This is a genomic window from Candidatus Ozemobacteraceae bacterium, from assembly GCA_035373905.1.
GTDB lineage: Bacteria > Muiribacteriota > Ozemobacteria > Ozemobacterales > Ozemobacteraceae > MWAR01.
This window is the reverse complement of record DAOSOK010000003.1, coordinates 17,394-43,874: the sequence shown is the minus strand read 5'-3', so window position 1 is coordinate 43,874 and position 26,481 is coordinate 17,394. Positions and strand designations below refer to the sequence as shown.

The 26,481-nt window shown below is 63.8% G+C and carries 12 protein-coding genes; 6 read left to right on the top strand and 6 right to left on the bottom strand.

The features are described 5' to 3' along the window. Nucleotides 1-10 precede the first annotated feature (10 nt). Both PLU72_01890 and PLU72_01885 read right to left on the bottom strand, forming a co-directional pair. Complete coding sequence (locus tag PLU72_01890; protein ID HOT26908.1) at nt 11-2,452, bottom strand: transglycosylase domain-containing protein; 2,442 nt, start codon at nt 2,450-2,452, stop codon at nt 11-13. Between the two features lie 204 nt (nt 2,453-2,656). Further along, a complete protein-coding gene (locus tag PLU72_01885; protein HOT26907.1) occupies nt 2,657-8,290 on the bottom strand; it encodes an alpha-2-macroglobulin family protein in 5,634 nt (1,877 codons plus the stop codon). 230 nt (nt 8,291-8,520) lie between these two features. Between PLU72_01885 and PLU72_01880 the strand changes: the two genes are divergently transcribed. From PLU72_01880 to PLU72_01870, 3 genes are read left to right on the top strand one after another with little or no spacing between them, the layout of a single operon-like run. Further along, nucleotides 8,521-9,939, top strand: coding sequence for an alkaline phosphatase (locus PLU72_01880; protein ID HOT26906.1), 1,419 nt, complete (start codon nt 8,521-8,523; stop codon nt 9,937-9,939). Nucleotides 9,940-9,954: 15 nt separating this feature from the next. Then, a complete protein-coding gene (locus PLU72_01875) occupies nt 9,955-11,940 on the top strand; it encodes a DnaB-like helicase C-terminal domain-containing protein (protein HOT26905.1) in 1,986 nt (661 codons plus the stop codon). 2 nt (nt 11,941-11,942) lie between these two features. Further along, a complete protein-coding gene (locus PLU72_01870; protein HOT26904.1) occupies nt 11,943-12,236 on the top strand; it encodes an acylphosphatase in 294 nt (97 codons plus the stop codon). Between the two features lie 15 nt (nt 12,237-12,251). On the opposite strand, the gene PLU72_01865 is transcribed toward PLU72_01870, so the two are convergent. The 3 genes from PLU72_01865 to murC are packed head-to-tail and all read right to left on the bottom strand — an operon-like array spanning nt 12,252 to nt 14,620. Continuing rightward, entirely contained in the window at nt 12,252-12,515 is a 264-nt protein-coding gene (locus PLU72_01865) for a HEAT repeat domain-containing protein (protein ID HOT26903.1), read from the bottom strand. Between the two features lie 37 nt (nt 12,516-12,552). After that, nucleotides 12,553-13,233: a phenylalanine--tRNA ligase beta subunit-related protein gene (locus PLU72_01860; GenBank protein HOT26902.1), complete on the bottom strand. Its 681-nt coding sequence runs from the start codon at nt 13,231-13,233 to the stop codon at nt 12,553-12,555. A 28-nt stretch (nt 13,234-13,261) separates the two neighbouring features. Further along, complete coding sequence (murC, locus tag PLU72_01855; protein ID HOT26901.1) at nt 13,262-14,620, bottom strand: UDP-N-acetylmuramate--L-alanine ligase; 1,359 nt, start codon at nt 14,618-14,620, stop codon at nt 13,262-13,264. A 173-nt stretch (nt 14,621-14,793) separates the two neighbouring features. Here murC and PLU72_01850 point away from each other — a divergent pair, with 173 nt between their 5' ends. The 3 genes from PLU72_01850 to PLU72_01840 are packed head-to-tail and all read left to right on the top strand — an operon-like array spanning nt 14,794 to nt 23,350. Beyond that, a complete protein-coding gene (locus PLU72_01850) occupies nt 14,794-17,652 on the top strand; it encodes an adenylate/guanylate cyclase domain-containing protein (protein ID HOT26900.1) in 2,859 nt (952 codons plus the stop codon). Continuing rightward, complete coding sequence (locus PLU72_01845) at nt 17,649-20,540, top strand: adenylate/guanylate cyclase domain-containing protein (GenBank protein HOT26899.1); 2,892 nt, start codon at nt 17,649-17,651, stop codon at nt 20,538-20,540. Before PLU72_01850 ends, PLU72_01845 begins: the two co-directional genes overlap by 4 nt. Further along, nucleotides 20,537-23,350, top strand: coding sequence for an adenylate/guanylate cyclase domain-containing protein (locus PLU72_01840; GenBank protein ID HOT26898.1), 2,814 nt, complete (start codon nt 20,537-20,539; stop codon nt 23,348-23,350). The genes PLU72_01845 and PLU72_01840 overlap by 4 nt, the downstream gene beginning before the upstream one ends. A 104-nt stretch (nt 23,351-23,454) precedes the next feature. Here the strand turns inward: PLU72_01840 and PLU72_01835 are convergent, their stop codons facing one another. Next, entirely contained in the window at nt 23,455-26,460 is a 3,006-nt protein-coding gene (locus PLU72_01835; GenBank protein ID HOT26897.1) for a response regulator, read from the bottom strand. Nucleotides 26,461-26,481: the final 21 nt, after the last annotated feature.

Below are 26,481 nucleotides of genomic sequence, written 5' to 3'. Positions count from 1 at the left end.
CGGGGGTGTTTCACTCGACGGTGATGCGGATCTGGGCGGCCTCCTCGCCGGGCGAGAGGACGGTGATCGTGTGAGCGCCGGGCTGCATCGGCCAGAACGCTTCGTAAGGCGGGCCGACCCGGGCGGTTTCGAGGCCGTCGACGAGCCAGATGACTTCGGTCAGGGGGGCCTCGGGAATCGCCCGCAGGCGGACGAGGTTGTCCTCGTCCGTGGAGCGGACGAACCGGTCGCCGTCGTGCGGCGAGACGATGCTGATTCGTCCCCAGCCGACGGCGTCTGTATCCGGGCGGGAGACGCGGAGGATCCCCGCGGCGGTCGCGGCGACCGGCGGCGCCGGAATTATCGCCGAAGAGGCGATCTCGGAAGAGCCGGACGCTGAGTTTCTGAGATGAACGCCCGGGCCGTCGGGGTGGCTGCCCGGAAGGGGGGCGAGGGGATCTCCGAGCTCAAGGCCGCCGGCGAGCACGAACGGATCAGCCGTCCGGGAGATGCCGCGGGCCTGGAGCCAGCCGGCATACTCGGGGGGGAGTTCGTGGAAGCGGCCCTGGCGCTCGTGGAACCTGCAGTCCTCGAATGGCTCCGAGCCGCGGACGAAGAGTTCGGTCGTTCTGACGGGGCAGAAGCGGGTCGGGCGTTTCCCAGAGATGCCGCAGACGGGGGCCGTCACGACGGAGGACGGTTGCCGGAACCAGCCGCTCATGCCGCCGGACTGAAGTTCCGTCAGGAGATCGTGCGCCATCGGGCCGCAGGCGGTCGCCCCGGAAAGGCCGTAGGTCGGCGCGCCGTCGAAGTTGCCCGCCCACAGCCCCACGATATACCGCGGGGTGACGCCGAACAGCCACGCATCGCGATAATTGGTGCTCGTACCGGTCTTGATGGCGACGGGAAAGGGGTAGGAGAAGAACTGCGGATTGCCGAACGTGAGAAGCCTGGCCGATGGATCGGCGAGCATTTCGAGGGTGATCCAGGCTGTAGCGGCAGATACAATTTCGAAAGATATAGAAGCCGGCCCCGGCGTCGCCCGCAGCGCGACCCGGCGGCCGGCATGTGCCAGCATGCCGTAGGCGGCCGCGACGGAGGTCATCGACAGTTCAGGGTTCCCGATGGCGAGACCGAGGCCGTAAACGTCTGCCAGCGCTTCATCGGGCGGAAGGAGGCCGAGGCTGGCGAGCAGACGGTAAAACGTCCTGCCTCCCAGGGCGTTCAGCATCTTGACGGCGGTGATGTTCAGCGAGTTGCCGAGGGCGCTTCGCACGGTGATGGGGCCGTACGAACGGCGGTCGGCGTTGACGGGGAGATAATCGCCCTGCGGCGTCCGGAAGGTCTGGAGGGTGTCCGAGATGACCGACGAGGCGGAAAACCCTTTTTCGAGCGCGAGTGCGTACAGGAATGGCTTGAGAATCGAGCCGCCCGATCGGCGGGCCGTGCAGCCGTTGTTGAACCCGCCCGTTTCCGGGCCCCACTGCTGAGAGCCGGCCATCGCGAGCACCGACATGGTCGGGGTGTCGATGACGAGCCCCGCCGCCTGGCGGGCGCCCGACCGGGCCAGCCGGCTCCGGTGGGATTTCAGCACGTTTTCGAGACGGCGCTGGACGTCGACGTCGATGGACGTCGTCAGGCGGCCGGTCGGCGTGCCGGTCTCGGCGAACAGCCAGTCCGTGAAATGCGGGCAGGCGAGGGGGAGTTTCCAGGGACGGATGCCGAGGGGCTTTCGGGCCGCCGCCGCGCACGTTTTCGGATCGGCGAGATTCAGCTTCGCCATGCGCGAAAGGACCCAGTTTCGTCTCGCTTTCAGCCGCTTTGCGCCTTCCGGACGCCACGGATTGAGGCGCGAAGGAGACTGGGGTAGGGCGGCGAGCGTCGCGGCTTGGGCGAGATCGAGAGCCGCCGGTTCCCTGCCGAACAGCAGGTATGCGCCGGCCCAGCTGCCGCGCAGATTGCCTGCCATCGGGGCCAGGTTCAGGTAGGCGGAGAGGATCTCCCGCTTGCTCATCTGCTGCTCGAGGCGCGCGGCGAGAAACAGTTCGGATACCTTCGCCGCCAGGGTCCTCGGGCGCGGCCGGGAAATGCGCATCACCTGCTGGGTGATCGTGCTCGCTCCCGAAACGATGCGTCGCTCGAGGAGATTGTCCCATGCGGCCCGGCATATTGCCGCGAGGTCGAAGCCTCCGTGACGGAAGAACGAGCGGTCCTCCGCGGCCAGCAGAGCGTCGATCAGCAGCGGGGAACAACTCGCCAGCGGGGTGTCGAGCCGGATGTCTCCCGACGGGCTGGTGAACAGGCGCAGCAGGGTGCCGTCGCGCGCGAGAAAGGCACCGCCGTCGGCCGCCAGCGCCGCCCGGACGAAGCCGGCGGCGTCCGGAACGAGCAGGCGCACGGCCGGTTTCCAGCAGATCGCCGCGAAAAGAAAACATGCGACGGCGATGAATAAAATATATTTGATATATTTCAAAAGATACTATATCCCCGTCAGGTTTTTGGACTCCGTTCGTGCTGAGCCTGTCGAAGCACGAACGGGTTCTCGCCCTTCGACAGGCTCAGGGCGAACGGAACGGGGGGCCGTTCCTGCGGAGGTTCGAGGAAACGCATGGTTCGGGCAAAAGAACGGCCGGCCGCCCTGAGGCGGCCGGCCCGAACGTTCAGAACGCCGCCCGCCTCATTTCGCGGCGGGCTCGATGCGGATGCTCTCGCCGGTCGTCATGCCGAAATAATCCGGCTCGTACATCAGCGAGACGTGGGTCGGGCGCATCCAGAACGTGCCTTCGCAGACCGCCCGGGCGAAGTAGGTGAACCTGAACCGGTTGCTCCAGAGTCGGTTTTTGAAGGCGAGGACCTTGTCGTTTCGCATTTCGAAATGGTCCGGCTGGAGCTTGTAGCAGCCGTCCTCCCAGGCGGAATACCACTCGGGGTTGTCGTCATCGGCGTCCGACTCTTCCTCGTCGTCGGACGAGGATCTCGCCGGGGTTTCGGTGCGAAGCGCCGTATTGATCGCTATAAAACCAGCCGGCAGGGGATCCTCGAGGGCCACATACTGGAAGTCGCACCATCGGTTGGACCGGTGAAACGAATCTTCGAACTCGACGACGATCTTGAGGAGATCGCCGACCCGGATGGTTTCGCTGCCCGTGAGGTTCACGACGCGTTTGACGACGCGGAAGCCCTTGTCGAGGTCTTCGGATCGCGAGGCGGGGTCCGGATGTTCGAATCGGAACGCCCAGTGAAGGAGAGCCTTTTCCGGCCCCTCGAGCACGATGGACGGGGTCGCCAGCAGGGCCTCGGCGTCGAGCACGAGTTCTGCGCCGGTTTTCCCGACGGTCGCTTCGATCGCGGGCTTGCCGGCGTGGAGGATCCTGACCGGGAGTTCCCTGTCGGACATCACGTCCTTCTTCTCGAAATACTGGGCCAAGGCGAAGAGCGCCCAGCCGGTGTCGGCGGTGGAGTTCCAGCGGCCCTCGGTGCTGACCGATCTGAGGAGCATGCCGGCCAGTTCGTCGGCCTTTTTCGTGGCGCCTTCGATGATCAGCGTCGCGAGCAGGGTCGCCGCGACCTCGCGGACGCTCGAGTTCGTCCAGTCCCTGTAGCTGTCGGAGATCGTAGGAGTGAGTTTTTTGAGCTGTTTCTTCAGCTGGTCGACCGATTGGTTCTTGACGATCGCCGATGCCCAGAGCAGCAGGGCCTGGGACTCGAATTCGCGGTTCGTCATTCCGGTCATGAGCGACGTCAGTTCATCCGCCGACAGGGCCCCGTTTCGGGCGAGATTGACGGCCGCGAGGTCGTTCATGCTGTAGTTGCGCCATCCGCTCTGCTCCTTGCCGAGAAGCAGGTCGCGAACCGCCTTGACGGCCTTGTCGAGCCGCTCCTGGGGGACGTCGAAGCCGACCTGTTTCGCGAGGGACAGGGCGAACATCGCGTAGTGGGTGCCCCACCAGCTTCCCGTGCGTTCGCCGGGCCAGTAGGCGAAGAGGCCGCCCGGCGTCTGCATGCGCAGGACGCGGTCGACGCCGCTCTGGAGGAACTTGTCGACTTCCGCGATGGTGATTCCCGGCATCAGTCCCTGGTTCACCAGGGCGCGGATCGCCGCGAGGGGGATGATGCCCGAGCTGGTCTGCTCGATGCAGCCGTAGGGATATTGCAGCAGATATTTGATGCCGGGGGTCAGGCGCGACAGCTGGGTCGTCGTAAGGGTCAGCGTTGCCCGGAGCGTGTTTTTCCGTTCCTGGGCGGGCATCTCGGCGACGCCGGCGGGCGGGTCGAATCCGATTTCCTGTTTCCCGGTGCCCGAGCCCTGCTGGGTTTTCGTGAGGACCGTGTGTTTCGAAACGATCGGCAGCGGCAGCCGGATTGCATCCTTGTAATCGCCGTACCGGCCGCTGAGGGTGATCGCCCCCTCACCGGGGCCGTTCTCGGCGGCCAGGCGGGTGCGCACAACGGTGTTGGTCAGCGGTGCCAGGTCGGCTTCGGGCGCATCGAGCGTCGCCGTCAGGTTGGTCGTCTCGGCGACGGCCAGGCTCGCCTTGCCCGCGGTATCGGTCTTGTTGCAGGCCGACAGGGGGAAGAACGCCTCGTCGCCCGCCGTCAGGAAGCGCGGCATCCCGGGCTGGAGGTAGAACTCCTTCGTGACGATCATGTTGCGCTGGGCCGTGCAGAACGCGGTGCCTGTGCTCAGCGCCACGACGTAGACGCGGTAGGCCGTCGTCGAGTCGGGGAGGGTGAAGTCGATCGCCGCGTTTCCGGATTCATCGGTATACAACGCGGGGTTCCAGTAGGCGACCGGCCGGAAATCTTTGCGCAGGGCCATGTCGGAGGCAAGCGCACCGCTGCCCATGTCGCCGCCCGTGAGCGGATTCGTCGCGAACAGTTTGAACAGTTCCTGGGTCAGGAGGGACAGGCGCAGGTCGCCCGTGAAGACGGAGAGGGGGAGCGAGAAGTTGAGCAGGCGCGAGAGGACCGGCGTGACGTAGCCCGTCAGCGCGAGAACCGCTTCGTCGACGACGCAGACGGCCATCTCGCACGTCGTTCCCTGACCCTTCTCGTCGGTGACGCGGAACGTCAGGCGCCGGGGTTCGCCGGGCCGGCCGCGCAGGTCGCCCTTACCCTCGGTCTCGTCGGGGGCGATGATCGCTTTCAACCCTTCGACCGCGTTGCGGACATCGACGGAGGCGACGCCGTAGAAGATGCGGGGAGCTCCCACGTCGAGCTGGCTGCGGTAGGTGGTCATCGAGGTGCGGCCGCACGGCACCGTCAGGGTGACGAACGCGTTCGGCCGGCAGTCGGCGCCGAACTTCATCTCGAAGGAGCCGCGACGCCCGTTCAGGGGCACCACGCGCCATTCGAAAATGCGGTCGCGCTCGCAGGTGATGAGCGCATGCGAAGCCGCGCGCGGCAGGGAAAAGTCGACACGGGCCGACTCATCGACCTTGAGCGCCGCGCGGTCGACCGAGAGGACCAGCTCGCTGTCGCTGCGGCGCCGGGTGCGGCTGTCCTCGTCGTCATCGCCGCTCTCATACACGTAGCCGACCTCGGCGACCTGGCTGCATTTGAACTCACCGTCATCGCAAATATATATCGCTTCGAATTTATACTCGCCGGAATCGTCGAACGACAGGTCGAACGTGGCCTTGCCGCCCGACATCGGCTGGGTCGTCGTCAGGGTCCGGATCCAACCCTGGTCCCAGCGGTAGAAGATGTTGCCGTCCTCGTCGCGCTTCTGCGTGTAGAACCAGCGCTTGCGGAGGATGTCGAGCCTGACGGAGCCGGAATCCCGGCGGTTGCCGTCGGCGCCGATCGCGATGACGTCGAGCGACGCCTCGTCGCGTTCGTTCAGATCGGGAAGCCTCGTCATGCCGACATGAATGGCCGTTTTCGGTTCCCAGGTCGTCACCTGGGTGGCCGGCCGGGCGTCGACGTCCATGACGGTGGCGCTGATCTCGATGCCGTAGGGGCCGTTCATCAACGCGCGGTCGACGGGCAGGGAAACGGCGAGCCTCCCTTCCTTGTCGAGCAGGGATTCGCCCGACTCGATCAGGGTCGAATCATTTCCGGAACCGCCGAAATGGTAGCCGCCGTAGCCTTCGACGAACGGCTCGATCGTGACCATGCGCGCGGTCCAGCGGACTTTCGCGTGGCGCAGGACGCCGCCGGTGTAGTATTTCCCGACGATCCGCGCTTCCAGATACTCTTCGGTCTCACGCCGTCCGGGAACGCGCTCGATCTCGCGGCTCTTCGTCTCGGTTTCGATTTCGACGAAGTGGCGCGGCGGCTCGAACTGCTGGACCTGGAAGCCGACCGAGACCAGTTCGGTCTTTCCCGGCTTCGTTTCGGTCGTCTTTTCCTCTTTGTCGCCGAAGAACCAGTTCCAGACGGACGCCGTCAGGGACGCGGCGGTGGGGAGCGCCGCCGGAGGGGTGTGAATGACCTTGAGATTGTACTGGCCGAGAGGTGCGAACTCCTTGAGTTTCAGACTGCCGGAACAGGTGCCGTACTCGTTCAGGACCAGGTCGGTATCGAGGATTTTCTCGTCGCGGGCATCGGTGACGACGATCGTCACGGTTTCGCCTTGGGGGGCTACGATCGCGTTGTCGCGGTAGGCGCGGAGGGTCGCCTTGAAGTGGACCGTTTCGCCGGGCTTGTAGATGCCGCGCTCGGTGAACGCATGCGCGTTGCGGGACTTGAGCGTGACGTTGCCGGGGGGGGCCTGGGTGACGCTGTAAGGGCGGAACCGGTTCGTGTCGAGCTGCATGAACGCGGCGTCGTCGCCGTTTGCCGCGACGACGATCGCCGAGTCTGCGACGTTGAAGGGGAAGACGGTCAGATGCGCCGGCCCGCTGGACAGGTCGATGGCGGGGAAGTTCGCCCCGTTCGTCGCGACCAGAAGGCCGTCGCGGTCGGTCGCGCCGAGAACGAGCCGCTTGTCGTCGCGCGTGAACAGGAGAATAGCCGCATCGGGAACCGGTTTGCCGGTTTCGACCGACGTGACCCAGACCAGGAGCTGCGTCGCACTGAACTTGTAGGTGATCGAAAGGTCGGTGATCTGGAAGAGGCGCGTCGCGTGCTTCAGCTCCGGCCGCTCGGGATCGAGCAGCTGGACGAGGAACGCGCCGCCCTTCGCTGCCTCCTTCCGGAAGGAGAGCGGAAGGGAGAGTCGGTGCACCTTGTCGGGGGCGCCGTTCGCGAAGAACGGCTCGGACGACTGGGCGAAATCGCCGGTGAACCAGGCGAGGTTCGTGTTGCTTCCGGCGGGGGCGGTCAGCGTCCGCATTTCCTCGAGGCGGGCCACGCCTTCGACCATCTTCTGCTCGGCGAATACGGCCGCGGAGGCGATTCCCTCTTCGACCTCGTCCGATGCGCGCATGGCGGAGCTCGTGCGGGGCCGTCTGGCGTCATTGAGCGCCAGGGCCGTCAGATCGGCGAACTCCGGGGCGAACAGCGGGGGGATTCGGGTCAGCTGGCATCTCACGCCGGACAGGTTGGTGACGGAGACCGGCACCAACTGGCGGCTGTGCAGCTCGATGACGGAGCGGTCGGCTTCGAAGCGGATGTCCGCCGCCGGGCCTTTCGCGGTGAAGGGGACGGAGACTTTGTTGAAGATGTAAGAGTCGCCTTCGATTTCGCCGCCGCGAATCTCGGCCTGGTAGGTTTTTCCCGTTTCGAGGCCGCCGGTGACGTGGAATACGTTGGCCGTTTCGTCATCCGTCTTTCGAACCCGGATGCGGCCGACGGGCGGGAGGATTCTGAGCTTGCGCTTGAGAGCGGCGGCATTGATCGGCCGTGAAACCGTCACGGCGATGCCTCGGCCCTCGCTGGGCGAGTAGAAGGGTTCCACCGAGAGCACGTCCACCGTCTCGCGGCACTCGAATTTGATCTGGACGGCGGATTCGAGAGGCTCGCCTCCGGGGGCTGCAAGCCCCTGGGCGATGGTGATCAGGCAGTCATTGAGATTTTTCGCCGGCTGTTTCGGACCGAGAATGAAGCGAGTCCGCTCGCTCGGCAGGGGCTGCGACAGCAGGGGGGCCCCGGTATCCGTCGCGTTGATGACGGTGAACATGGTCGTGGCCGACGCCGTGAGACATTTGATCTTCTTCGACAGCTCGAGTACCGAGACGGGCCTGCTGAAATCGAGGGTCAGGCGCCAGTCGAGGGGTTGAAGATCGCCTTCCTGGACGAGTTTCCATGTGACCTCGAGAGGTGCGGCATGGGCCGTTCCGGCCATGACTGCCGCGAGGAGCAGCGTGAGGAACGGGATCAGCAGCCATGTCCGAAATCCGGATGACGGGAAACGCGAAGTGTGCATGAGAGAAGACCCTCCTTGCGTCGCAATGCCCTGATATCGAGCGGGCTTGTCCGGAAGTATATCACTTTTGGGCAGTCAGGCGGACGAGCAGCGGCACGATTCGGATGAGCAAAACGAAGGACGGGCGGGGATGGATTGCACCGGTTCGAAGCGGGAATCGGCCGGAGGGATGGCTTGTGGTATCATCTACCGGACATCATCCTCCCGGGGATACAGGAAAGGAAACAATCATGCTTCGAACCATTCGATACGTTCTGGCGGGGGCCTTTCTTTTCGCATTTTTCCAACCGGTTCTTGGGCAGCAGGCGATACCGACTGTGGCGCCCGTGGAGGCCCGACCTGCGGATCTGATCACACCGGTGAATCCCGAGCCGATCACGATCGACGAGGCGATCCGGCGGCGCGTGGGCATCATCGGCAAGCCTGCCCGGAAGGTGATTCTGTTCGTCTGCGACGGAATGAGCGCATCGATGCTCACGCTCGGCCGCGCCGCCCTCCATGGTCGCGACGGTATGCTGGCGCTCGACAAGCTGCCCGTCGTGGGCCGCATGATCGGCTATCCCAAGGGCGGCCAGGTGAACGATTCCGCTGCGGCCGGTTCCCAGTTCTCGACCGGGCGTGAGACGATCAACGGCCGCATTGCCGTCGACGACCAGTACAAGCCGCTCGAGACGATCTTCGAGGCCGCGCGCAAGCGGGGGTTCCGCGTAGGCGTCGTCTCGGACACCCGCCTGACGCACGCCACCCCGGCCGCGTTTTCCGCACACCAGAACGACCGTGACGAGGAGGAAGCGATCGCCGCCCAACAGGTGCGCAGCGAGTATGAGGTGCTCCTGAGCGGCGGCCGGAAGAAGTTCGGCAAGGAGCTCGACGAGGCGGTGAAGCGCGGATACCGGGTCGTGAGCAACCGGCGCGAATTGCTCTCGGCGGTCGCCGGGCGTTCCGCGAAGCTCCTGGGGCTGTTCGCCGACTCCTACCTGCCGTATTCCTTCGAGCGGAAGGGCGACGAAACGCCCACGCTGAGCGAGATGGCGGCGGCGGCCGTTTCCCTGCTCGACCGCGGGGACAAAGGGTTTCTGCTGATGGTCGAAGCCGGAAAAATCGACGCCACGATGCACGCCCATGACGCTGCCGAAGGCGTAGCCCAGATGCGGGCGATGGACGAGGCGCTTCGAAAGATGGTCGAGTTCGTCAAGACGAACCACGATGCCCTTCTCGTCGTGGTTTCCGACCACGCGACGGGCGGCCTGCAGGTGATCGAAACGTTCGATCCCGCGCGCTTCAACGCGCTCGCCACCTCGACGATCGCCCTCGCGGCCGAGCTCAAGGGGAAGGGGGACGCGATTCCGGGGCGGCTGAAAGCCGCATTTCCCGGCGTGGATTTTTCGAAGGCGGAGCTGGACCGGCTCGTCGCCGCCCACGAGTCGCGGACGTTCGAATTGCAGCTCGGCTCGGTGGTTTTCGCCAAGTTCGGGTTGACCTTCCACGCTCCCGAAGTGGAGGATGCGATGCAAGACACCCACGGCCACACCGGGGAGGACCTGTTCATCCACGCCATGGGCGCCCACCAGAACCTGTTCGGCGGCGTGCTGCGGAGCTGGGAGATACCCAGGAGAATTGGTATAGCGATCGGAATAAAATTTCCGTAACGACGGGAGGGGATGATGTCTCTGCACTGTCTCGTATCGTTCAAGGCCGAATCCGGCAAACAGCCGGAAGTTTTCGAGCTCAAAACGCTGCCCGACCTGCTGAAAGTGCACCAGGAGGGCCTCTGCAGAAGCCCCTTCTGGTTCGAGGAAGACGATCAGAGCAAGGTCGAGCTCGACCTGAAAGCGGGTATCCTCCCGCTCGGGGGGCCGCTGATCGTGACCCACGCCGTCCGGCGGGCGTCCGACCTGCTTCTCGACGAGTGCGCCTGCGACGGGATGACGATCCAGCTGGAGGCCGCCGGGAAACGGCTTCCCGAACTTCCGGCCCGCGCCGAGCTCGAGGGGTTGCTACGTGACGAGCGGACGCTCATCGTCGTCGACGGCAAGGCTTACAAGCCGGCCGGCGAGGTCCTCGGGTTTCAGACGGTGTATGACGACACGGTGCGGTTCATCGACAGCCTGAAGAAGCTTGGCGTCCCGCAGGAGGCGATGGCGATTCTCGCGACGCCCGAGGAGATCAGCATTGAAGTGCACCCCGGCGTCTTCGGCTCGGCGTTCGACACGGCGTTGCCCAGCTGGTACCGCCAGTTTCTTCTGAATATCGGCGGCATCCGCGGAGGAGACGGCCGTTTGGTCAGGACCGTCGACCGGACGCTACTGCTTACGACCTGTTCCTGGGATATCCCCGTCCTCCTTCCCGGCGCGGTGCATCCCGCGCTTCACCGGCCGAAGGTCGGGGTCGGCCCCTCGCACTTCGCCTACGGGACCGCGGCGTTCTCGGACTTCTGCGGGAAGAAGCGGACGCTCGACGAGTGCGTGCGCGAAGTGAAGACCTGGCTGAAGTTCGTCGATGCGAAGGTCGCCGTCGTTCCGGCGGCGAAACAGGCCCTCGACGAAGCGAAGGCGACGGTGGAAAGCGGAACCCCGCTCCCTCCCCCCCCGGGGAGCGGCGGCTTTGCCGCGGGCTTCGAAACGGGCCTCGGCATTGCTCCCGCGCCGAGACCGGAGCGGCCGGCTGCGCCGCAGGTTCTCGATGCCGGGAAACGACCGGCGGAGTTCCGGCCCTTCAAGGTCGAGGCGACGGAACGGGCCGCGGCGGGCGTTTCCGCCGACGGCGCGCTGGCCACCCCCTGGACCGAACTCAACCGGAAACTCGGGGGCGGCTGGCAGCCGAACCGGGTGCACCTGGTCGCCGGCGCCCGGGAAGAGGGAAAAGGCGCGTTCCTGCTGCAGCAGGCGCTTCATCTCTCGTCGAAATATGGCGTTCTATATATATCGATGGAACACACGGCGGCAGAGCTGATGACCCGGGTCGCCTCCTGGCTCGGCCGGGTGCCGGCGGCGGAACTGGCCGCCGGAGCGTCGCTCCAGGGGCCGGAAGGCGACACCGCCCGGCCGAAACTGAAAAGCCTCTACGAGGCCGTGGCGAACGCCGTCCGGGATTCGCTGTACCTTCGCGGATCCGACAGCGCGATTCCGCCCTACGATGCGGATGCCCTCACCGAACTGATGAAGATGATCCCCGCAGGGGCCGGCCGTGTGCTCGTCGTCGAGTCCCTCGCATCCGAAGCCGGTGAACGCCTCGGACGGTTTCTCGAGGAGTTGCGTCATCGGGCGGCCGCCCAGCGGTTCACCGTCCTGGCGTCCGCGCACGTTCCGGCGGCGCAGATCCAGCGGCCGCACCTCATCGACGCGGTCGATCTCGATCTGCTTTCGCGATGGCAGGGGGTTTCCGATTCGATCCTGCACCTGACGACCGAACGGATCAATCTCCGGAAGTTCCTCGCGATGTCTCAGGGAAAGGTCGATCCGGCTGTGGCCGATTCGCTCGAAAAGCGGCTGTATCAGGCCGCGGCCGGCGTGCGGCACCGGAACGACACCTACTGCCTCGCACGGCTTCTGCACACGCGCACCGGAACCCGGTCGGCGCTGCTGTTCCTCTACCAGCGCGACCTGATCCGGTTCTGGGACGGCCCGTCGATGCCGATCGGGCGGCCCTGACCATGTCGGCGGAGCGGCTTCGCCGCGTTCACGGGGTCGTCCACGGCTTCGTCCAGGGGGTCGGCTTCCGCGCATACGCGCGCCGGCAGGCGGCTACATGCGGGGTTTCGGGCTGGGTCAGGAACCGGGCCGACGGAGCGGTCGAGTTCTGTGCCGAAGGCAGCGTTGCCGCCGTCGACGAGTATCTGACCGCGATGCGGCGCGGGCCGGGCTACTCCGAGGTGGAACAGGTCGCGATCCTGAAAGACGAGTTCATCGAACTTCCGTCGGCGGGAGGGTTCGAGATCCGCTTCTGATCCTCCGAACGGGCGTCACTTCATGAACGTCTGCTTGTTGATCCGCTTGACCTGCTCGATGACGACGTTGCGGACGGTGAAGTCGGGATCGTCCTCGTGAAGCTGGAGAATGCGAAGGGCGTTTGGCGTGCCCCGATCGCCCAGTTTCAGCGCGGCTTCCTTTCGGACCGACGGATCCTTCGAGTTCATCCGGTCTTCCAGGCGGCCCTCTTCGGTGCAGCCGGACGTCGCCAACGCGAGAAGGAACGACAGGAACAGGGCCCCGAGTTTTCGTTTCACGGTGTAGTCTCCCATGCAGATCGATCTGTGTGCCGCATCATCGCGGCTGGTCCAGAATCCGCCAGGATGCGGCGGACGCCCCCGCTTCGGCGCGGAGAAGGCGACAGAACCGTTCGAGGAACGGCTCGAACTCCTCGTCGGGTGAAATATTGCGTGTAGTATAGACAATGCCCGTCACCCGTTTCGTCGATTCGAACACCTTCGTCTCCTGGGAATCCTTGACCGGGCTTGCGATTGCCTGCAGGTTCCCGTCGGAGCGAGCGACGACGATCAGGTGCTTGAGAGCGAGTTCCTGTCCTTCCCTGTTGAAGACATAGGACTCGTTCTCCATGCCCAGACGAACGGACAGCTTGTCGCCGGCCTTGTCCCGGTCGAAGATGCTGATCGGGAGGTGCGACACGAGCGACAGATGGTTGTTGATGTCGGCCACGACGTTGATCGGATGGAACTCGCCGCGGACCTGGAGATCCTTGACCAGGAACTCGGAGGCCGGCCTGTTGCGTCCGGACGGGTGGAACCCGTACGTCTTCAGAAGGCTTCGGATGCCTTTTTGAAGCGGATCGGGATAGACATAGCCGGGATCGATGCGGTCGCCTATCTCCTCGGAGACGGACCGCAGGTATTCGGGGCGCGACGCGCCGACGCATACGCCGTCCGCTTCGACGAGACCGATCCGCAGGGGGCCGGGCGGGAGGGCGAACAGGAGGGAGAGAGACATGTTCGATCCTTCCATCGCGTGTTCGGCCTTATTGAAGGCAGTCCAGGATGCGGCGACAGATCGTGTTCACGTCGCGCGCACCCATGACGAGAACCATGTCGCCGTCCCGGGCCTCTTTTACAATATCGCTAACTATCTTATCTCGGCTCCCGTGATAATAGGCGTTGGAAAACCGCCGCCGGACCTCGTCGATGATGTCTTTCGACGAGATATCCTTCTCTACTGTTCCGCCGCCGTAAAAGATGTCGTCGAGATACAGATACTCGTCGTGAGTGAGATCGGTGAAGACGCGCACGAGGTCGTCGCGGGTGAATCTGGTCGGACCGAATCCGTGCGGCTGATAGACGATGAATCGCCGGCGCGACGCCTGACGCGCCGTTCGGATCGCCGCGGCGATCTCGGCGGGATTGTGGGCGAAGTCATCGATGATCGTGACGCCGCGCGCCGTTCCGACGTGCTCGAACCGCCGCTTCATGCCGGGAAACGCCTTCATTGCCTCGGCCGTCTTCTCGTCGGAAACGCCGGCGAACCGAGCGACGGCGATCACGGCGAGCGCGTTCAAAACGTTGTGCTGACCAGGAAGCCTGATCTCGAAATGCGTTCCGTCGACCGTGAACGTCACCTTCCCGGCTCCGACGATGATATGGTCCGCCCGAAGGTCGTTGCCCGCTCCCAGGCCGTATTTGATCACGCGACCGGCGGCCCTGCCGGCGAGTTCCGGCAGGTACGGGTCGTCGCCGCAGATGATGCAGGCGCCGGCCGGATCGGTGTTCGCCAGAAACTGGCCGAACAGCTCCTTGAGTTCGTCGAGCGACTTGTGGTCGCGCGATATATTTGTAATAATCGATATATATGGCGTGTATTTGACGATCGAGCCGTCCGATTCGTCGGCCTCGATGACGAAGTGGGGCCCGGCGCCGCGGAACGCGTTGGTTTCGAGGCCCGACATGATGCCGCCGACGGCGCAGGAGGGGTCGAGACCGGCGTGCTTCAGCACCCAGGCGATCAGGCCGGTGGTGGTCGTCTTGCCCGCCGTCCCGCCGACGGCGATGCCGCGGGTCGTGTTGACCATGTCGGCGAGCAGATCGGAACGCATGATCTCGCGGATGCCCAATTCCCGCGCGGTGACGATGTCAGGCACCTTGTCCTCGACGGCGGTGGACTTGACGATGACGACGTCTTCGGCCTTCAGCCCGGCTTCCTCGAGGAAGCGGCGGGGGCCGTTTCCATCCTGCGGATAGATCGTGACGCCCAGATCCCGGAGCCGGCGGCAGTAGTCTCCGTCGAGCGCGCGATCCGAGCCGGCAACCCTGTTCCCTGCCGTATGGAGGATCTTGGCCAGGCCGCTCATGCCCATACCGCCGATGCCGACGAAGAATGCGTTCATAGCTGTGTCTGCCTCCGGAAAAAGTGTCTGAGGAAGACCGACGGGATGTCGGACTTCCTTATCCTAGTATCGGCCGATCCGCCCCCGGCCCTGAGCCGCAACCTGTGGTGCGGTGTTGAAGGCCGTTTCCACGGAAATGACGAACGGACCGGCGCGGGGTAGAATTGTCGGCGATGATCTTGAACAATGAACCCGGCGATTCCGCGCAGGACGCGGCCGATCCGGCCATCACCGGCGACGGTCGGCCAGACCATCGGTTGGCAGGAACCGTGATTTGGGCGGGCATCCTGCTCGTCACCCTGTGTTTTCTCTGGCTGGCGGAATGGGCCATCGGAAATGCGGCCCGGAATGAAGCCTACGAGGCCGCCGTCCGTATCGCCGAAGCTGCGACCCGGCTCCAGAACGCGACGGATCAAAAACGATTTTTCACATCCATTTCCCAGGCCACGTTCGCACAGAACGAGAAGGACAGGTTCTTCATCGGTCTCGAAAAAATCCTCGGCCACCCCTGGCGACCGTGGGCGGATCACTCCTCCGAATCAGTCCGGGTCTGGCGGTTCGATGAGGACGGCCGGTTGATGGATTTCCATGGTCCGGCTTCCGAAGCCGAGGATATCGAGCACGTCTGGAATGCGACGATCCTGAAAACCTGGCAGTGCAACGGCAGGAAGATGTCGCCCGAGGAACTTGCCCTGATACAAAGGGGTTCGAACGCCGCCAAGAGCCGCCTTTCGCCCTTCATGAATCTCGAGGACATCTGGCATTCATCGACGTTTCTCCTCGGAGGAGTCGATGCGGAGGGGCGGAAATTCCGGTTCTCCTTCCTCAGGCAAACCCTCGATGAAATGAGCCCGGCCAGGAGCGGATGGATGGGATACGTTCGGGAGGACGCCTTCGATCCGCTGTTCGTCGAGCGCCGGATCGCTTCAGTGCTTTCCTACGAAAATGTCGATTACTGTGCCATTCAGTATCGAACGCGTCTCATGGTTCCCGCGTCGAAGCGCCTGAGTGGAACGAGCTGGCGGGATCTGCGGCTCCCGCGCAGTGACGGAACGATTCTGACGAACCGGTTCGGTACGTTTGCCGCATTCCGGCTTGGCGAAGGCCATATTCTGGCGCTCGGCTGCAAACCGGGGCGTATCGCATCGATCCCAGGCTGGCTGCGGCTCGCCGCAGGCTGCTGCTGCATCGCCTTCGCCCTGGTCGGCGGTCGCGGCCTCGCACGTCTCCTCACCGCCCGACAGGCCTCCGGAATCGGACTGCAGGTCAAGATATTCGCCATGTTTTTCCTGGCCTCGTGGGTGCCATTCACCGCATTTCTTGGAATAGGCCTGTCTGAAGCCGCCGATTCGAAGGACGCGTCCCTGCGGCTCTGGCGTTCGCGCCTGTTCCAACGCGTGGATGCGGCGGACCGCCGGTTCAGAAACCAGCTCGAAAGCGTGCAGAGAGACATGTCGGACCTTGCCGTGCGCGTTGCGGGTCATCTTGCCGCAGGCGATTGGAGCGCCCTTCGCCGGATCCTGGCGGAAGAGACGCATGGCAACTTCGCCGTCTGTTTCGGGGCCGACGGGCAGATCTGGCGCAAGGAGATCAAACGGCAGGACACGGGGGGGCTCGACAAAGCGATGCAGGCGTTCGGAAAACTCGTCTTCAAACGCATCATCGAAGCCGCTCGTGGAGAGCCGGATCAGCCGGCGAAGCAGGAGCAGACGGTCAGGCTGGACGCGGCGGACATCGTCGGGGAAGGGCATCCCCTCCTGCACGGGCTTCATGGCCGCGGAAGAGTCATGAGGGGCAACCTGTTCTCCCGAGAAACCTCGATTTTCTGGGAGCTCCTCAGGGACGCGGCCGGACGGGCCATCGGCATTCTTTTCGTCAATATCATGGTGGATGACGAGTCTCTCCGCTTCGGAAATACTCTGACGAGGCATCGTGATGCGGACGGCATCCGGGTGAAGCAGATGTACAATTCGGTGTTGTATCCCGACAACAGAGGCAACTCTCCCGACCTGATCCGAATGTGCCAGGATCTCATCAGAAGGGGCTGTGACGGTGCGGGCATCGTTGGAGATGGCGGAGATGGGAAAAATCTTGTTGCCGTGAGGCCCTCGTCGTTCAACTCCAACATGGCGCTCCTGAGCATGGTTTCGTATGAAACGGTGGAGCAAAGCTTCCGACGCAGTTCCGGTGCGATCCTCCAGGGACTCATGCTTGCCCTGCTGCCGGTCGTAGTGATCGCGGTTTTTCTGAACCGGCGAATCGCCGGCCCCATTTCGGCCCTGACGAAAGCAGGCAAAATGGTGGCGGCCGGCAATGATGCGCCTCCGTTGCCGATCGGGGGACCCGCAGAGCTGTCGACGCTTGCGACCTCTTTCAACGTCATGGTCGAGGGACTTCGCCAGCGTGAGCGCATGCGACGGTATCTCTCTGCGGCAGCCTGGGAGGCCTCGGCCGGCGGCGTCACGGCCGAGCAGGTCGAGGTGGCCGTGCTGTCGAGCGATATCCGCGGCTTCACGACGATTTCCGAGCGACATCCGGCGGGCGAGATCGTCGCGATGCTGAACGACTACTTCACCGGAATGGAGCGGGTAATCCGGCGTCACGGCGGGGATGTCGACCGGTTCGTCGGCGATGCGATCACGGCGGTGTTCACCCGGACGGCCGGCGAAGACGAGGCCGGACACATCCGGCGCGCCGTCCTGGCCGGCGCCGAAATGCGTTCTGCGCTGGCGGGCTTCAACGCTGCGCGGAAGGCGGCGGGGCTGTTCACGATCGAAAACGGCGTCGGCGTCGATGTCGGCGTTGCCGTGCGCGGTCTCGTCGGCGCCGCCGAAGGACGGCGCGATATCACCATCATCGGAAACATCATGGCCCGATCCGCCGCGTGCGAAGCCGCGAGCAGGTTCGGGGCGGCGACGAAGATCGTCGTCTCCCCAGGCGTCGCAGATCGGTTACGGTCCGGATTCACGTGGAACAGGCTCGCCGTGCAGGAAGCGGGGGCGGACCTGTTCGAACTGGAGGGACTGCCATGAACCGAAAACGCCCCGGTTCTGGAACCATGCGGCCGCTTCTCGCGTTTTTTGCGATGCTGCCGGTCTTCGTCATGCTCGGCTGGTTCGTCTCGTATCGAGGCGAGGCGCGCGGCCGCGAGCTCGAGGATGCCAGACAGATCCTAGCCATGGCCGCCGACCGGGTGGAAGCCTCGATCGCCCCGACAGCCCCTCTCGAATCAATCCTCTCCGAGGAAATGAGCAACTGCTACGGCTATGACGTCGACAGGGTCGAGAGTATCGTCCGGAAAGCGTTCGAACAAGTGATTCCTGCGGCCCAGGATCCCCTGGTTGTTCGGATCAACCTCTTCTCGAAATCCGGCCGGCCTTTCTGCTGGCCTCCCGACGAAGATCCCGACATTGGACGCGCCATCTGGAACGGTCTGAACGAGAAGATTCGGACCGACAGCATCGAAGAGTCGCGGCCAGCCGACCCCGCCGTTCTCGCCAGCGCCTCCGCCGCCCTGTTCCGCTGGTTCGGAAGCGGTGCAACACTGGACGAACTCGAAACCGCGGCCATGTTCGCCCTCACGGTGCCTGACGACAGGGGCCGGCCGACTGCGGTCGCGGTGTCCCGCCCCACCGTCGCCAAGACGAAGAGCGTCTATAAGTTCGGCGTGCTGTTCCGAATACCGCTCGAAGCGATACCGCCGGCCTCCTATCATCGATGGGCGATCCTCAGCCGACCATCCGAGGAAGAGGTTTCGGGCCTGGGAATCCTCGACGCATCCGGAACGACCTGGCTTGACCGCGCCGGCGACCTGCCCGGCTTCGCCCTTCCAGCGCTACTGGAACAGCCAGGCCGGGTCTTGCCCGTACCGGGCGGATATGCCCTGCTTCGGAACCTGCCGCCCCATGCCTCGGGAAAGCTGGTGCTCTTCCGCCCCGAATCGTTCTGGACGGGTGGAGGGGCCGGCCTCCGCCTTCTCGCCGCCGGGCTTGTCGTCCTTGCAGGCGGCTTTTCCTGGCTGCTGGCCGGGTTCCTGGCCGGCTCCGGCGCGGCGGAAACCGACACGACCCCGACCCCGGGGAGTGCGGTTGGGCTGTCGGGCTCGCTTCGCACGCGGACGGCGGTGGTCTTTCTGCTTGCCGGGATGGTCCCCGTCGGTTTCTCCCTGATGCAGGGCGTCATGCGGCTTCTCGACCTCGAAACGGTTCGTCGGATCGAGTGGCAGAACGAAGCGTTGCGGCTCATGACCGCTCTCGATCGCGGATTTCGCGATACCCTCGAACGATATCAGGAAGTATTCACATCGGTCGCGCGCACCGTCGCCGGGAAACCGGAACGGAATGTCGCGGACATCGCGGCGAAGATCGCCAGTTGCACGGAAATCCTCGTCATCGAGGCGAGCGACCCGGCTGCGACGACTTCCCAGGAGGTCGTCATCAGGTCGACCGAAGGGCAGAGACTGATCATGATTCCCGTCGTACGCAAGGCGATGCAGGGGGTGTTTCAGGAACTGCGCACCGCGGCGGGGTTCCCGGCCCTGGCGGGAGGCTCCTCACGAAAAGAAAAACTCGAGCTGCCGATCCATGAGCTGATCGGCGATGCCGTTCCCTTGAAAGAGCTGTTCAACAACGTCGGCCGCATCACGTACATGATGCTTGCCGAAAAGACGGTTTTGCTGTTCTGCCTGCCATATTCCCTGCGCGGGGAAGCGGTGGCGGGGATGCTCGCCGGCGGAACGACGCTCGGCATCGACTCGAGCGAGTATTTCGACCGGAACGTGGTTCCCGGTCGCTGGAACGCCCCCGGCTGGGACCTGTTCCGCGTCAACAAGACCGTCGTCGATCCGAAGCTTCCCTTCATTCCGAGGGAGTTTCTCCGGCTTGCCGTTCGCACGCAGCAGACAGGATCGGCCGTCTCGGCCCGGGTCGATTTCTCCGACGGGCCGTACATCGTTCAGACGAGCCGGCCGAGCTATCTCCGTCTTGGCGTCCTGGCAGCGAGGATCCCCGTTCGGAACCTGAAAAGGGAGACGGCGTGGATGTTCGCGCTCGCCTGCGCCGGCGTCCTCATCGCCCTCGCGACGGCGGTCGGCGTCGGCATGTATCTTTCCAGACGACTGCTCGAACCGATCCGGATGCTGCAGAAGGCGGCGGAAACCGTCGGAGAAGGCAATCTCGACATCCGCCTTCCTGTCCGCGGCCGGGACGAGCTGGCCATGCTCGGCCGTTCGTTCCTCGATATGACCGATGGATTGAAGCAGCGCGAGCGGATGCGCCGGTTCCTGTCCGAATCGGCCTGGGCCGGGACCGAGGCGGAGCGGACAGGAGAGAGGGACGGGAGTAAATATATTTATGCGGCTATATTATGTTCCGACATCCGAAACTTCACGGGCATCTCGGAACGACAGCCGCCGGCGAAGGTGACGGCGATGCTGAACGAATACTTCACGGCGATGGACGGCGTCATACGCGGTTTCGGCGGCGAGATCGACAAGCTCGTGGGAGACGCCATCCAGGCGGTGTTCAAGGACGGTGTGGGAATCGAACATCCCGCGATACGCGCGGCGCGCGCAGGCCTGGCGATGCGGCGGATGCTCGTCGAGCTCAATCGCGCCAGGGTGCTTCGTAGCGAGTTTCCCATCGAGAACGGCGTCGGCATTCATTTCGGAAAGATGATCTCGGGCAAGGTCGGCGCTGCCGGCGGCCGGCAGGATTTCACCGTCATCGGTTCCGCGGTCGCCTTCGCGGCGAAACTCGAGGCCGTGAGTCGCTGGGGAGAGCGCACGAAGGTCATCGTTTCTGCGGAAACCGCCGCCCTCATCGCACGTGAATTCCCCTGCGAACCGCTCGAAGGGGTCGAGGACGGGCGGGCATATGAAATCGCCCGCGACCCGGTGGGGTATACTGAGGCGGACGTATGAACGACATGACTGTTGCAGGTTCGAGCCGGCGGAGACCCTGGATCTTCGCCGCCTGCGTCGTCGTCGTCCTGACTGGTCTTGCGGTGTTCTGGGGCGCGTTCAACCTGTATCTCGACCGCGCCATGCGGGAGAACCGCGACGATATGGCGGCCTCGCTGACATCGACGGTTCTCGACATGGCCGAGCGGTTCAACCGGAACCGCTGGATGCGGCAAAGCGCGGAACCGGTGCTCCGGGCGGCCCGGGCGCGGCCGTGGGATGCGAAGACCGCGAGGACCGCGGGCAGGGCGATGAAACGCCTGTTTCCCGCTGCCGACGTGTTCGCGTTCGATGCGGCCGGTCGGATCGCCTGGCAGTCCGGCAACGAGCCGGCCCGGACCCGGGAAATGCTCTGGGCCGAGGTCGTGGCGCTCGTCACCGGGGAATCCGGCGAGGAGGCCTCTGCCGCGCGCGGCGACCGGGCGCAGCGGATCTGCCGGAGCATGCACGGAAGCTTCACGTCCCCGCAGGACCTGGCGGGCTCGGACGGGATGCCGCAGTATTTCCTCGACCGGTACCGGCTCCGCCTCTCCTGGGCCATTCCGTGCGGCTCCGGAGGCAGCGGCGGCCTCTGGCTGTTCATCGACCCGCTGAAGCTTCCCTCGCGCCGTATCGCCCGTGATTCCATCTCGCGTCTCTCCTTCGTCCCCGACCAGGCGATGATCGTCAGAAAATCTCCCCGCGGCATTGTCTGCGAGGCCCGCCTCACCCGGCTCCGCCCTCCGGAGCAGGTGGTCTCGCGGCTGCTCTGGAACCAGACCGAGATCGAAACACCCGACGGATTATGGATGGCGCGCTACATCCCCCACGAAAACGGTCGATACGCCCTCGTGGGAATCCGCCGGGACCGCATCGATGGCCGGCTTGCGGAATGGGCCGGAGCGATCAGGTTCCTGGCGTGCCTGATCGCGGCGAGTGCCACTTTCGCCGGCTGGATGAGCTGGATGCGGGAGCATCCGCCCGTTTTGTCGCTTCGGACCCAGGTGGTCATCATGTTCCTCGTCACGGCGGTTCTGCCCGTCGTCATGCTGTGCGGCTTCGGCTGGGAACGATCCCGGGAAACGGCCCGGCTCGAAAAGAACAGATGGGAGGGTCTGCTCAAGAGCAGCCTCTCCTCGATCGACTCCTCCTATCGGGAATTCCAGAAAAGTCGCAGACACGAACTCGAAGCATTCGAGTCTGTTATTGTAAACGATATTATATCTAAAAATTCAGTCGAGGGCCGCGTGGCATCGTTCGCGTCGGAGCTCCGGCGTTACGAAATGCTCGTCATCCTGGCGGACGGCAGGGAGATTCACCGGGGCAGGGGGATTCCGCCGATCCATAAGGGAGGGGACTATCCGGTCATTCTTCGCCTTCTCCTCGCGCGCATGATCGAGGCAACGGGGAGAAAGGCGCCGGACGCGCTGTATCGCAGCCAGCCGCTGGTCCAGGGCGACGACCTCGAACGCGCCCTGGCGAACGCCTCCAGGGAGATCGGCGAATTCAACAAGATGCGCATCGGCAAGCGGAACATGGTCGCAAGGTATGCCTGGCTTGCCGACAGGGGCGGGCGAATCCTCGGCCTCATCGGTTATGCGTTCGATGAAACCGAGTTCGCTCGTCCGTTCATCGAGCGGATGATCGGGCGTTCGAAAGCGGGGGAATACGGGGCCGTGCGTGTTTGCGTGCTCAGGAGCGACGGGACTCTCCTGCCCGCCGGCATGCGGCGCGATCCGGAGCTCATGAACCTGTTCTACAGAGTCCAGTCCTTCAGGGCCCACGAGACGGCTTTCTGCAGCCTGAGCCGGAAGCAGGCGCTGGTCACGGGCTTTTTCCCCGAGCAGATCGGCGGCTACCTGCTGGCGGGCTGGGTCGATGCGGCCCTGCTCGACGAAGGCCGCCGCACCATTCTCCAGTTCCTGGGGCTGATGCTGGCCTGGAGCGTCATCTGGATGATCGGCTGCGCCCTCTTCCTGTCGAGGCGCCTCGTCGACCAGGTGGGCGCGCTCACGGCGTTCGTCGGCGACATCGCCCGCGGAAACTACGACGCTCGGACGCCCGTCACTTCCGACGACGAGCTTGGCAGGCTCGCCGCGACCTTCAATCAGATGGCCGAGAAGCTGGGGCATCGCGAGCGCATGCGCCGGCTCGTTTCCGACCAGGTATGGGACGAGGTGCGCAAAGACGATTCGGAAAGTCTCGAGCTCGGCGGGGAACGGCGCGACGTGGCGATTCTCTTTTCCCACCTCCACGGCTTCGACGCGCTCCTCGAACGCATCTCTCCCGAAGCGGTGATCGACCTGCTGAACGGGTATTTCTCCCGGCTCGACCCCGTCATCAGGGCCAACGAGGGAAGCATCGACAAGCTGATCGGCGACGCCGTCATGGCCGTCTTCTTCGCGCGAGAGGGCGCGCCCCACCCGGCCGAACGGGCCGTCGCCGCTGCTCGGGACATGATGGCGGCCCAGGAGACGATGAACGGCGAGCGCGCCGGTGCGGGTCTCGCACCGCTTCGCACCGACATCGGCATCCATTACGGTCCCGCCATTTCCGGGAAAGTCGGTTCGCGCGAGGGACGCATCGACTACACCGTCATCGGCGATTCGGTGAATACGGCCGCCCGTCTCTGCACGACCGCCGCCGCCCGTCCCGGCCCTTCGATCATCATTTCCGAGGCCGTCGTCGACCGCCTGGAGTCGGAAATATCCCTCGAGCCGCTGGAGCCCATCACCCTGAAGGGAAAGACCGAGCCCCTCAGGCTCTTCTCCATCGGCCGGCTCCGTCGTTGAATCGTCCTGGGCCTGCCGAAAAACAAGACGACTTCGCCCGGCATCTCGCGTCGACCCGGTCGAAACACGTATCGCGCTCGATCCCGACCCAGCCCTTCATTTTTTCATGAGTTCTTCTTTTCGGGAAGCATGCGATCCAGAGTGGTCAGCGCCTCGCTGAAGTCGTAGGCCCGAATGGCCTTGTCCAGTGAGGAAAACTGCCCGGGGAACGCCATGTTCAGCAGTTCGGCATGTTCATCGAACAGTCCGACGGCATCGGCATCGGCTTCCTGCAGAAGTTTTCGCAACTGGCCACAAACCGAGGTCAGAGAGGCCTCGTCAGGCTGACGTCCCGCCCTCTCCGAAACCTTGGCCGGGAACTCTCCGAGTTTTTCCAGCTCCTTTACCACGCGTGACAGCTCCTGAACCGTCTGGTCGAGCAGGGGTGCTACCGCGGCCGGTTCGGCTCCGGTCTGACAGGCCTGTTCCAGCCTGGCGGCCAAGTCGTGGAGATCGGTTGCGCCGAGATTGCCGGCGGTCCCTTTCAGCGTGTGGGCGCACCTGGTCGCCGCCGTCCGGTCGATCGAAGTCTGAGCGGTTACGAACTCGGCCCGGAAATCCTTCAGGTCGTGACAAAACCTGATCGCCAGGTGTCGATAAAGACCGACATCGCCCATCATGGCGGCAAGGGCCCGCTGGACATCGATTCCCGAGAGGGCGGGCAATGCAGCGGCGGGTTCGGAACGAGGGGGAGTCCGGGCTGTTTTTTCAGGTGTCGCCTTCGGTTTGATCCATCGGGCCATGGTGGAGAACATCGGCTGCACCATCAGCGGTTTCGCGATGTGATCGTTCATTCCTGCGGCCAGAACCTTCTCCCGATCGCCAACCATTGCGCTGGCCGTCATGGCGATGATGGGAATATCCGCGAAATCGGAGTTCCGTCTGATTTCCCTGGTCGCTTCGTAGCCGTCCATCACCGGCATCTGGCAGTCCATCAGGATGCCGTCGAACCGCTTGTCCTGCGCCAGAATCTCGAGCGCTTCCCGGCCGTCGGCGGCAAGAACGGTCTCGATGCCGGCTTTCTGCAGCAGCTCCCGGGCCAGTTCCTGGTTCATCGCGTTGTCTTCCACCAGAAGAACTCTGGCTCCGGCGAGTTTATCCATAATAAATGATATATCTGCTACCCTGTTTTTTGGGGTGATGTCGATCGGCAGGCGCTTTCCCAATACTTCCCCGATGGCGTTGAGCAGGGTCGATGGGGTGACGGGCTTGGAAAGAATCCTGGGGGCGGCTACCCCGAAATGAACGGCATCAGCGAGCACCTCTTCCCGGCTATAGGCGGTCACCATGATCACGACCGGAGCTTTTGCGTGCTGCTCCTGCTCGATATGCCGGACGCACTCGATGCCGCTCATGTCGGGGAGCTTCCAGTCCATCAGAATGATATCGAAGGGGCGGCCCTGTCGCGAGGCGGATTCGGTCAGTTTCAGGGCCTGGGGGCCATCGGGGGCCGTTTCGACGTCCAGGTGAAAGCCCTGGGCGATGTTCGTCAGTATTTCCCGGGCACTGGCATTGTCATCCACCACGAGCAGGCGCCGGCCTTCCAGCTCCTCGGCCGGGAATGCGCATCGTCGCTGCGGGGTTGCCTGCAGGCCGAATCGCGCCGTGAAATGGAAGGTCGATCCCTTTCCCGCCTCGCTTTCCAGCCAGATCGTTCCGCCCATCATTTCGACGAAATGCTTGGATATCGCCAGGCCGAGTCCTGATCCCCCGTATTTCCGGGTCGTGGATGTATCCGCCTGACTGAACGACTGGAACAGCTTCGCCTGCTGTTCGGCGGTCATCCCGATCCCCGTATCGCGAACCCAGAAATGCAGTTCAACGGCGTGCTCAGTCTGCGACTGCGGCTCAACGCCGATGATGATTTCCCCCCGTTCGGTGAACTTGACGGCGTTGTTTCCCAGGTTGCTGATGACCTGCCCGATCCGCAGCGGGTCGCCCACCAGGGAGGTGGGCAGGTCCGGGGGGGCGCTGAAGAGCAGCTCGAGCCCTTTTTCTTCGGCTTTCAGGGCGATCAGGCTGGCGACGTTGTCCAGCACGTCATCGAGCCAGAAGTTCGTCGCCTCCAAGGCCAGTTTGCCGGCTTCGATCTTGGAAAAGTCGAGGATGTCGTTGATGATGCCCAGCAGATTTTCCGCGGCGCGGTGGACGTTTTCGATGTAATTCCGTTGCCGGGCATCGAGGTTGGTCATCAGCGCGAGCTGAGACATGCCGAGAATGGCGTTCATGGGGGTTCGAATCTCGTGCGACATGTTCGCCAGGAAGTTTGATTTCGCCTGGGTGGCCGATTCGGCGCGCTCCTTGGCCTCTGACAGCTCGAGGGTGCGTTCCGCGACGTGTTGTTCGAGAAGCCTGTTGTTCTCCAGAAGCTTTGTATTCTGGGCTTCGATGGTATCCAGCATTCCATTGAAGGAACGAACCAGAATGCCGAGTTCGTCGTTGCTGGTTTGAACGGCCCGCACGGAATAGTCTTTCTGGATGGACACATGTTCCGCGATTTTCGTAAGACCGAAAATGGGAGTGGAAACGAGACCCTGGAGCCTTGAAGCCAGGAGATACACGACGAGCATGGTGAAAATGACCAGGAGGAGCGCCGACAGGAAGTGCCGTTTCATGAGGAGGTTGAGCTGATCGAGGCTGACCTGGATATAGACCGTTCCCAATATTTTGCCATCCAGCAGAATCGGCTCGAACAGAAGCAGTTCGCTGGGCCCGAATTCGCTGCAACTCTCTTTCCGAAAAGGCGGAAAGGAAACGGCGATGTTCTTTCTCGCCGAGTAGGAAGCGATCACCGAGCCGGTTTTGTCGTAGATACAGGCTGCGGAAATAGCGTCCTTCACGCGCAGCGCAGCCAGATTTTCTTCGGCAAGATTTGCATCGTCGAATGAAAGCGCCGCGGTACTTCGCTCCGCGATGAGCTTTCCCAGGACCGTCATGTCTTGCAAAAGGGCTTGGCGGGTATAGTTTTTCTCCCATGCGAAGAACGTGAAACTGATAAAAACGAGACTGATGATGCTCGGCACCATGGAAATCAGAATCAGTTTCCTTCTGATGGATAGATTTCTCATCATTGCGCGTGTCCCAGTCGAACC

Bases quoted from the DNA above. Each gene is read 5' to 3' on its own strand.
- PLU72_01870 (HOT26904.1), top strand. From the start codon at position 11,943: ATGTCGGCGGAGCGGCTTCGCCGCGTTCACGGGGTCGTCCACGGCTTC.
- PLU72_01860 (HOT26902.1), bottom strand. From the start codon at position 13,233: ATGTCTCTCTCCCTCCTGTTCGCCCTCCCGCCCGGCCCCCTGCGGATC.
- PLU72_01885 (HOT26907.1), bottom strand. From the start codon at position 8,290: ATGCACACTTCGCGTTTCCCGTCATCCGGATTTCGGACATGGCTGCTG.
- PLU72_01880 (HOT26906.1), top strand. From the start codon at position 8,521: ATGCTTCGAACCATTCGATACGTTCTGGCGGGGGCCTTTCTTTTCGCA.
- PLU72_01875 (HOT26905.1), top strand. From the start codon at position 9,955: ATGTCTCTGCACTGTCTCGTATCGTTCAAGGCCGAATCCGGCAAACAG.
- PLU72_01835 (HOT26897.1), bottom strand. From the start codon at position 26,460: ATGATGAGAAATCTATCCATCAGAAGGAAACTGATTCTGATTTCCATG.
- murC (HOT26901.1), bottom strand. From the start codon at position 14,620: ATGAACGCATTCTTCGTCGGCATCGGCGGTATGGGCATGAGCGGCCTG.
- PLU72_01840 (HOT26898.1), top strand. From the start codon at position 20,537: ATGAACGACATGACTGTTGCAGGTTCGAGCCGGCGGAGACCCTGGATC.
- PLU72_01850 (HOT26900.1), top strand. From the start codon at position 14,794: ATGATCTTGAACAATGAACCCGGCGATTCCGCGCAGGACGCGGCCGAT.
- PLU72_01845 (HOT26899.1), top strand. From the start codon at position 17,649: ATGAACCGAAAACGCCCCGGTTCTGGAACCATGCGGCCGCTTCTCGCG.